Raw genomic sequence first — 8476 nt, forward strand, 5'->3', positions numbered from 1 at the left:
CCGACCGCATACGGGCGGGGATCAACCGCGTCGGCGGCACCGAACTTCTGCGCGGCGATCATGCCGGCGCCGAACTTCATTTCGCCGTGTGTGAGCGTCGGACCGTCTTCCACCACGAGCACGCGTTTGCCCATGATGAGTTCCGATCGTTCGACGATGATCGGCGACGCGGCGTCGACGATCTGCGCGGTGGGATTCACCGAGCGGATGTTGTCGCGCAGTTCGAGCACGGAATCGGGCGAGGCCGAGTCGATCTTGTTGATGATCACCACGTCGGCGAGACGCAGGTTGGCTTCGCTCGGGAAGTAGGTCTGCTCGTCGCCCACACGCAGCGGATCGGCCACGACGATATGCAGGTCGGGTTTGTAGAAGGGCAGATCGTTGTTGCCGCCGTCCCAGAGGATCACGTCGGCTTCCTTCTGCGCCTGGTCCACGATCGCCTGATAATCCACGCCCGCGTAGATGATGGTGCCGCGCACGACGTGCGGTTCGTACTCTTCCATCTCCTCGATGGTGCACTTGTGCTTCTTGAGATCGGCCGTCGTCGCGAAGCGCTGCACCTTCTGCTTCTCGAGGTCGCCGTAGGGCATCGGGTGGCGGATGGCCACGACTTTCAGGCCCATTTCCATGAGGAGCTGCGCCACCTTGCGTGTGGTCTGGCTCTTGCCGCTGCCCGTGCGCACGGCACAGATCGAGATCACCGGCTTGGTGCTCTTGATCATGGTCGGTTCCGCGCCCAGAAGTTTGAAGTGCGCGCCCGCCGCAACCACACGCATGGCGAGGCCCATCACGTGATCGTAGTGCACGTCGCTGTACGAGAACACCACTTCCTCGACCGCGTGTTTCGCGATCAGCTTCTCGAGATCCTTTTCCTCGAAGATGGGGATGCCTTTCGGATAGAGCTTGCCCGCGAGCGAGGCCGGATATTTGCGTCCCGCGATGTCGGGGATCTGCGCCGCCGTGAATGCGACCACGTTGTAGAGCGGATTGTCGCGATACACGACGTTGAAATTATGGAAGTCGCGGCCCGCGGCGCCCACGATGATCGTGTTGATGCGTTTGGATTCAGCCATGAGAGAATCTCCGTGTATGATTGGTGTCTGTCGGAATCAGTCGAGGGAGAGGACCACGTCGCGGATGCGTTCGAAGGCCCAGTCGATTTCTTCGCGCGTGATGACGAGCGGGGGCGCGAAGCGGATGACGTTGTCGTGTGTCTCCTTGCAGAGGATGCCCTTTTCCATGAGCGCTTCGCAGTAGGGACGCGCGCGTGTGTCGAGCACAAAGCCGATCCAGAGGCCGCGGCCGCGCACCTGCACCACGTGCGTGCTCGGGATCGAACGCAGCTTCTCCATGAAGTACTCGCCGAGTTCCGCCGAGCGGGCGACGAGGTTTTCCTCGACGAGCACCTGCAGCGAGGCGCGCGCCACGGCGGCCGCGAGCGGATTGCCGCCGAACGTCGATCCGTGATCGCCCGGCTTGAACACGCCGAGCACTTCCTTGCGCGCAAGCACGGCCGAGACGGGATAAAATCCGCCCGACAGCGCCTTGCCGATGATGACCATGTCGGGCGACACACCTTCGTATTCATACGCGAAGAGGCGGCCGCTGCGGCCGAGGCCGGACTGTATCTCGTCGCATATGAACAGCACGTTGTTCTCGCGGCAGAGACGTTCTGCTTCGCGCAGGTACCCTTCGGGCGGCACGATGATGCCGGCCTCGCCCTGTATCGGTTCCACCAGGAAGGCCGCGGTGTTTGGTGTGATCTTCGCCTTGAGATCCTCGATGTCGCCGTACTTCACGATGGGGAAGCCGGGGGTGAGCGGACCGAAACCGTCGCGGTACTGCTGCTCGGTCGAGAAACTCACGATCGTCACCGTGCGGCCGTGGAAGTTGTCGGACGCGCAGATGATCTCGGCCTTGTCTGCCGGGATGCCCTTCACGGTGTAGCCCCATTTGCGTGCTGCCTTGATCGCGGTCTCGACGGCTTCCGCGCCCGAATTCATCGGCAGTGCCATGTCGAAGCCCGTCAGGTCGTGCAGATCCTTGTACAGCAGTGGGAGCTGGTCGTTGCGGAAGGCGCGGCTCGTAAGTGTCACGTTTTTCGCCTGGGCGACAAACGCGTCCATGATCTTCGGATGGCAGTGGCCCTGATTCACGGCCGAATACGCCGCGAGGCAGTCGAGATAGCGGCGGCCCTCGACGTCGGTGACCCAGGCGCCGCGCGCCTCGTGCACCACGACGTCGAGCGGATGATAGTTGTGCGCGCCGTACTGTTCCTCGAGCGCGATGTAATCCTGTGTTTTCATGCGAATGTCTGTTATGTGGTTGAAGTGCAAAAATCAGTCTTTGTCGAAGAGCATCGTCAGCAGGGCCATGCGGAGAAAGAGCCCGTTGCGCGTCTGGCGGAAATAGGCCGCGCGCGGATCCGCGTCCACTGTGTGATCGATCTCGACCGAGCGCGGGAGGGGATGCATGACGATGGCGTTCGAACGCATGCGGGCGAGCACACCCGCGTCGATGTTGTATGCCGAGAGATCGATGTCGCGCTTGCGCAGCCGCGAGCGGTCGATGCGCGTCTGATACACGACGTCGACGGTGGGAAGCACGTCGGCGGGGGAACGGCGCAGTTCGTACGACACGCGGTGGTCGTCGAGATACGCGAGGATGTCGGGATGAATCTGCATCTCGTCGGGCGCGATGAAATACAGCTTCACGCGGTCGAACTTGCCGAGCAGATACGCGAGCGACCGCGCCGTGCGGCCTTGATCGAGGGCGCCGATAAGCGCGACCGAGAGCCCGTTGAGCGTCTTGCACTCGTTGTATATCGTGTAGAGGTCGAGAAGCGCCTGCGTGGGATGCTGGCCGCCCGTGCCGTCGCCCGCGTTGATGACGGGGACGGACGAGACCGCGGCGGCGCGTTTTGCTCCGCCTTCCTCGTGATGGCGCAGCACGATCGTATCGGCGTAATTGCCGATGATGCGTATCGTATCCTCGAGCTGCTCGCCCTCGATCTCCGACGAGAATTCACGGGCCTGTTCGGTCGAGAGCACGCGTCCGCCGAGGCGGTACATCGCGGCTTCGAACGAGAAACGTGTGCGCGTCGACGGCCGGTAAAACAGCGTGGCCATGATGCGCCCCTCGTAGTCGCGCGTGCCGCCGCGCGCCACGATGCGTTCCATGCGGTGCGTGCGTTCGAACAGCTCCATCAGCAGCGGCACGGTGAATTGCTGCGACTCGATGACGTGTGAGAGCTTCATGACTGCGCTCCTGTTTCGTCGGGGAAGAGGTGGGTGCCGGCCGTGCCCGCGAGGGCGTCCATGAGATGTTCGTACGAGGTGATGATCACCTCGCGGCCGCCGCCGCGCAGGAAGCGCAGGGCCGATTCCACTTTGGGACCCATGCTGCCGGGCGGGAACTGGCCCGCCTCGAGGTGCGCCTGCATCTCGGCGACGCCTGCGCGGTCGATGGCGCGCATGCCCGGCTTTTTATAGTCCAGATACACGCGGTCGGCATCGGTGCTGATGATGAAGAGGTCCACGCCGAGTCCCGCCGCGAGCAGGGCCGAGGCGCGGTCCTTGTCGATGACGGCCTCGCAGCCGTCGACGCGGAAATGCGGCCGCTCGATGACGGGTATGCCGCCGCCGCCGAGGGCGATGACGATCATGCCGAGATCGAGGATGGTGCGGATGATATCCTGTTCGAACACCTCGACAGGTTCCGGCGAGGGCACGACGCGGCGCCATCCGCGGGCGGAGTCCTCGACGATGTCCCACCCCAGCGCGCGGCGTTTTTCCTCTGCGACGTTGCGCGAATAGAAGGGTCCGATCGGTTTGGTCGGATTCCTGAACGCGGGATCGTCGGGATCGACGCGCACCTGCGTGAGCACGGTCATGACCGGCGTTGTGAGTCCGATGTGCCGCAGTTCCTCCTCCATCGCGCGCTGCAGCAGGTAGCCGATCTCGCTCTGCGTGGTGGCCACACACACGTCCAGCGGATGTGTGTACACCTCGCCGCTGGCGCGTTCCGAACGCAGCAGCGCGGCGCCGACCTGCGGACCGTTGCCGTGTGTGATCACGACACGCCAGCCCTGCGCCACCATACGCGCGATGCTGCGCGCGGTGGCGTGGGCGTTGGCGAGCTGTTCCTCGATGGTGCCGCGTTCGCCGGCGCGGATCAGCGAATTGCCGCCGATCGCGATGAGCGCGGTATGGCGCGGTTCGTTCATGAATTATTTCATCAACTGATACATGACCGCCTTCTGCGCGTGCAGGCGGTTTTCGGCCTCCTGGAACACAACCGATGCGGCCGAATCGATCACGCCGTCTGTCACCTCGTCGCCGCGATGCGCGGGCAGGCAGTGCATAAATATGGCGTCGGACTTTGCGTGCGCCATCAGCGCTTCGTTCACCTGATACGGCGCAAAAATCTTCTTGCGCTCGGCGGCCTCGGCTTCCTGACCCATCGACGCCCACACGTCGGTGTACACGGCGTCGGCATTCTTCACGCCCTCGGCGGGATCATACACCACCTCGATCACCGCGCCGGTTTCCTTCGCGTCGGCCATCGCGTCTTCCAGCGCCTTGGCGTTGGGCTCGAAGCCCTTCGGACACGCCACGGTCACATGGACGCCGAGCCGCGCGCCCGCAAACATCAGCGAATGCGCCACGTTGTTGCCGTCGCCCACGTAGGTGAGCTTGCGTCCCTTCAAATCGCCCTTCACTTCCTGCAGCGTGAGGAAGTCGGCCATCGCCTGGCAGGGATGCGAATAGTCGGTGAGGCCGTTGATGACGGGCACCGACGCGTATTTGGCCATGTCGACCACGATCTGATGCGCAAACGTGCGGATCATGATGCCCTGCACCATGCGCTCGAGATTTTTCGCGACGTCGTACACCGACTCGCGTTTGCCGAGACTTATTTCAGCCGGCGAGAGATACAGCGAATATCCGCCGAGCTGCTGTATGCCGATGTCGAACGTGGTGCGGGTGCGCAGCGAGGGTTTCTCGAAAATCATCGCGAGGGCCTTTCCCTTCAGGGCCTCGGAGTATTTCATGCGGTCGGCCTTCATGTCGGATGCGATACGGAAGGTCTCGAGGATCTCCTCGCCGGTGACGTCCCGGATGCTCAGGAAATCAGTTGCTTTCATGTCGGACTTCTCCAGTCGGCACAGGACGTGCCGGGATGTGGTGGTACGGATACGGAAAGTGTTGTATGAGGAACGCGGTGCGCGCGTGTGCCGCGGCGCCCGGTCGGAGGCGGGGGAGGAGGGTCAGATGGGAGCGTCGGTGCAGTAATGTTTGAAGTCGAGAATCTTCCGCGAGCGCGTCGTGCAGCGGCACGGGGGAATGGACATCGCGACGGCCGCCTGCCGTCCGTATCCCATCCATGTGCTTCTCGATTTGCGCTTCATTGTTCCGCGTTACTTCAGTGTTAATGCACCACGTTCCGACAAAGATGCAGAAAAGTGCCGACATCGGCAAAGACTATGCGAAGTGAAAACTTCTTTGCATGGCGTGAAAACTCTATTGCACGGCATGAAAACTCCATTGCACGGCATGAAAACGTCATTGCACGGCGTGAAAACGTCATTGCACTGCGTGAAAACGTCATTGCACTGCGTGAAAACGTCATTGCACGGCGTGAAAACGTCATTACACGGCGTAAAAATGTCATTACACGGCGTGAAAACCCCATTACACTGTGTGAAAACGTCATTGCACGGCGTGAAAACGTCATTGCACGGATTGAAACGTCCGCGGAATGAGTTGTGATGCCAACGGAACGGATTGCATGCCCGCGGAACGGATTGTCATGCCCGCGGAATGGATTGATATGCCCGCGGAATGAGTTGCGATGCCAACGGAACGGATTGCATGCCCGCGGAACGGATTGAAACGTCCGCGGAATGGATTGATATGCCCGCGGAACGGATTGTCATGCCCGCGGAACGGATCGAAATCTCAGCGGAATTATTTTTTCGGTGCGGCGAGGCCGAGGATAAGACCCAGGGCAACCGACCAGACGGCCGCGAGTCCGATCTGGAAATCCGGCGGCAGTGAAAACGTGATGGTGTGCGCCGGTATCCAGAACCACAGCAGTGTCATCAGCGGTTTTTTCATCCCGGAATAATCGCTGCGGCGCAGGATGAGGTTGTCTTCCCAGCGGTGAAAGAACATCATCTGCGGACCGAAAAACACATTGGTCGCGGCCGAGATGGCGAAGGCGCGTGCAACGCCGTCGTTCATACACGCCGGGAGCATGCCGTGTTCGAGCAGCGCGGCCACAAATCCCTTCATGCCCGCGAAGCCGTATTTGATCACAATGCCGAGCACCGCCCACGCGAGCACTTTCCCGACAATCACCAGCGGACTCCCGAAGCCCGCCGCACTCTTTGTCCGAATCAGATGCGATACAAACTCACCCAGTGTCCCAAGCACCGCAAAATGTATAAACGCGGAAAGCAGAGGATTGGCTTTTACCCAGGAGGCGTATTCGAGCATGGCGTGTGACGTGAGACGTGAGACGGGGGACGTGAGACGTGAGACGTGAGACGTGAGACGGGGGACGTGAGACGTGAGACGTGAGACGGGGGACGGGGGACGGGGGACGTGAGACGTGAGACGGGGGAATGGGGAGCGCGTATGTGTGAAGCGAAGGTAAAATACGCAACAGAGACGAGCATTCCAGCCCGCTGTCCGTTTCGCAGGCTCATGGATTCGAGAGCAGCAACTTCAAGCGTAATGAACCCGCCCGGAGCGCAGCGGAGGGCGACAGTACGTCACACGTAACACGTATCCACGTTCCACGTTCCGACGTTGCAACGTTCTACCTTGCTACCTTCCACCTTCGACGTAACACGTGTCACGTTGCGACGATTCACGTTGCTACATTCAACGGAGCCCGAGCGAAGCGAAGGGCGACACGATGAGCCCGGAGCGTAGCGGAGGGCGGCACATGCCAGCCCCGGGCGTAAGCCCGGGGGAAGGCGCGCCCAACGGATTTCGTGAGCCCGGAGCGAAGCGGAGGGCGGCAGTACGTCACACGTAACACGTATCCACGTTCCACGTTTCTACGATCAACGTGGCCACTTTCCACGTTGCTACTTTCAACGGAGCCCGAGCGCAGCGAAGGGCGACACCAGGAGCCCGGAGCGAAGCGGAGGGCGAAAGAACGTAACACGTATCCACGTTCCACGTTTCTACGATCAACGTGGCCACTTTCCACGTTGCTACGTTCAACGGAGCCCTGAGCGAAGCGAAGGGCGACACGATGAGCCCGCGAAGCGGGCGGCATTCCAGGACACTGGGCGATGGAAATCCGTTACCGTTGGAGAGTGCACTGGCAGTGTCTCGAACTGCATCGGCATCTTGAACGCAATTAAGCCACATTCACACTCCAGGAACTTGACTTCTGAATGCCGCCCCTCCGGGGCTCTTGAATTCCCGTCACACGCCGCACCCCCACGCCTCACGGCGTGGGTTGATGAATGCCGCCCCTCCGGGGCTGTAGTTCGGCGGATGTGCCTGAAGGGCGACCGCCGGTCGCCCCTGTCGGAGCCTATTCGCGATTCGCGCACATGTGGGATGGATCGCGGACAGAATCGGATCGATGATTCGGTTTATCGGCTGATGTGGCGCCGGGTGAATCGGGCGACCGCCGGTCGCCCCTGTCGGAGCCTATTCGCGATTCGCGCACATGTGGGATGGATCGCTGACAGAATCGGACCGATGTGTCGGTTTATTGTGTAATCGGCCAACCGTCTAATCGGCTGATCGTCTAATCGTCTAACCGTCCGAGAGGCACCCCACGGATTTCGTGAGCCCGGAGCGTAGCGGAGGGCGACAGTACGTCACACGTAACACGTATCCACGTTCCACGTTCCGACATTGCAACGTTCTACCTTGCTACGTTCCACCTTCGACGTAACACGTGTCACGTTGTGACGATTCACGTTGCTACTTTCAACTGAGCCCGAGCGAAGCGAAGGGCGAAACAACGGAGCCCGGAGCGCAGCGGAGGGCGAAAGAACGTAACACGTATCCACGTTCCACGTTCTACGATCCACGTGGCTACTTTCAACTTTGCTACGTTCAACGGAGCCCGAGCGAAGCGACGGGCGACACAACGGAGCCCGGAGCGTAGCGGAGGGCGGCACATGCCAGCCCCGGGCGTAAGCCCGGGGAAAGGCGCGCCCAACGGATTTCGTGAGCCCGGAGCGCAGCGGAGGGCGGCACAATGGTCGTTACACGTTGCCACGTTACACGCAACAAGTAACACGTGACACGTATCTACGATCAACGTGGCCACTTTCCACGTTGCTACATTCAACGGAGCCCGAGCGCAGCGAAGGGCGACACCAGGAGCCCGGAGCGCAGCTGAGGGCGAAAGAACGTAACACGTATCCACGTTCCACGTTCTACGATCCACGTGGCTACTTTCAACTTTGCTACGTTCAACGGAGCCCAAGCGCAGCGAA

General features: G+C 61.3%; 8 protein-coding genes. 1 reads left to right on the forward strand and 7 read right to left on the reverse strand.

Going from position 1 to position 8476, the window contains the following annotated elements; translation table 11 throughout:
- The 6 genes from HY962_13005 to HY962_13030 all read right to left on the reverse strand — a co-directional run.
- Positions 1-1073, reverse strand: a 1073-nt coding sequence (locus HY962_13005; GenBank protein ID MBI5647841.1) for a GTPase, incomplete at its 3' end; no start/stop codon positions are given.
- 36 nt (positions 1074-1109) lie between these two features.
- Complete coding sequence (gene rocD, locus HY962_13010; GenBank protein MBI5647842.1) at positions 1110-2306, reverse strand: ornithine--oxo-acid transaminase; 1197 nt, start codon at positions 2304-2306, stop codon at positions 1110-1112.
- Positions 2307-2339: 33 nt separating this feature from the next.
- Positions 2340-3257 (reverse strand): aspartate carbamoyltransferase, encoded by a 918-nt coding sequence (gene pyrB / locus HY962_13015; GenBank protein ID MBI5647843.1) that lies wholly within the window; start codon positions 3255-3257, stop codon positions 2340-2342.
- A complete protein-coding gene (arcC, locus tag HY962_13020; protein ID MBI5647844.1) occupies positions 3254-4225 on the reverse strand; it encodes a carbamate kinase in 972 nt (323 codons plus the stop codon). The genes pyrB and arcC overlap by 4 nt, the downstream gene beginning before the upstream one ends.
- A 3-nt stretch (positions 4226-4228) precedes the next feature.
- Positions 4229-5146, reverse strand: coding sequence for an ornithine carbamoyltransferase (gene argF, locus HY962_13025; protein MBI5647845.1), 918 nt, complete (start codon positions 5144-5146; stop codon positions 4229-4231).
- A 123-nt stretch (positions 5147-5269) separates the two neighbouring features.
- Positions 5270-5410, reverse strand: a complete 141-nt coding sequence (locus tag HY962_13030; protein ID MBI5647846.1) for a hypothetical protein — start codon at positions 5408-5410, stop codon at positions 5270-5272.
- A gap of 54 nt (positions 5411-5464) precedes the next feature.
- On the opposite strand from HY962_13030, the gene HY962_13035 reads away from it, so the two are divergent.
- Positions 5465-5764 carry a hypothetical protein gene (locus HY962_13035; GenBank protein ID MBI5647847.1) on the forward strand — a complete coding sequence of 100 codons (300 nt, stop codon included), beginning with the start codon at positions 5465-5467 and terminating at the stop codon, positions 5762-5764.
- Positions 5765-5969: 205 nt separating this feature from the next.
- Here HY962_13035 and HY962_13040 read toward each other — a convergent pair whose 3' ends face one another.
- Entirely contained in the window at positions 5970-6500 is a 531-nt protein-coding gene (locus HY962_13040; protein ID MBI5647848.1) for a hypothetical protein, read from the reverse strand.
- Positions 6501-8476: the final 1976 nt, after the last annotated feature.

The organism is Ignavibacteriota bacterium (assembly GCA_016218045.1).
In the GTDB taxonomy this organism is placed as follows: Bacteria; Bacteroidota; Ignavibacteria; order SZUA-365; family SZUA-365; genus JACRFB01.

What these genes read in the sequence shown, in the direction of transcription:
- rocD (MBI5647842.1), bottom strand. Translation starts at nt 2,306, where the DNA reads ATGAAAACACAGGATTACATCGCGCTCGAGGAACAGTACGGCGCGCAC.
- pyrB (MBI5647843.1), bottom strand. Translation starts at nt 3,257, where the DNA reads ATGAAGCTCTCACACGTCATCGAGTCGCAGCAATTCACCGTGCCGCTG.
- arcC (MBI5647844.1), bottom strand. Translation starts at nt 4,225, where the DNA reads ATGAACGAACCGCGCCATACCGCGCTCATCGCGATCGGCGGCAATTCG.
- argF (MBI5647845.1), bottom strand. Translation starts at nt 5,146, where the DNA reads ATGAAAGCAACTGATTTCCTGAGCATCCGGGACGTCACCGGCGAGGAG.
- HY962_13030 (MBI5647846.1), bottom strand. Translation starts at nt 5,410, where the DNA reads ATGAAGCGCAAATCGAGAAGCACATGGATGGGATACGGACGGCAGGCG.
- HY962_13040 (MBI5647848.1), bottom strand. Translation starts at nt 6,500, where the DNA reads ATGCTCGAATACGCCTCCTGGGTAAAAGCCAATCCTCTGCTTTCCGCG.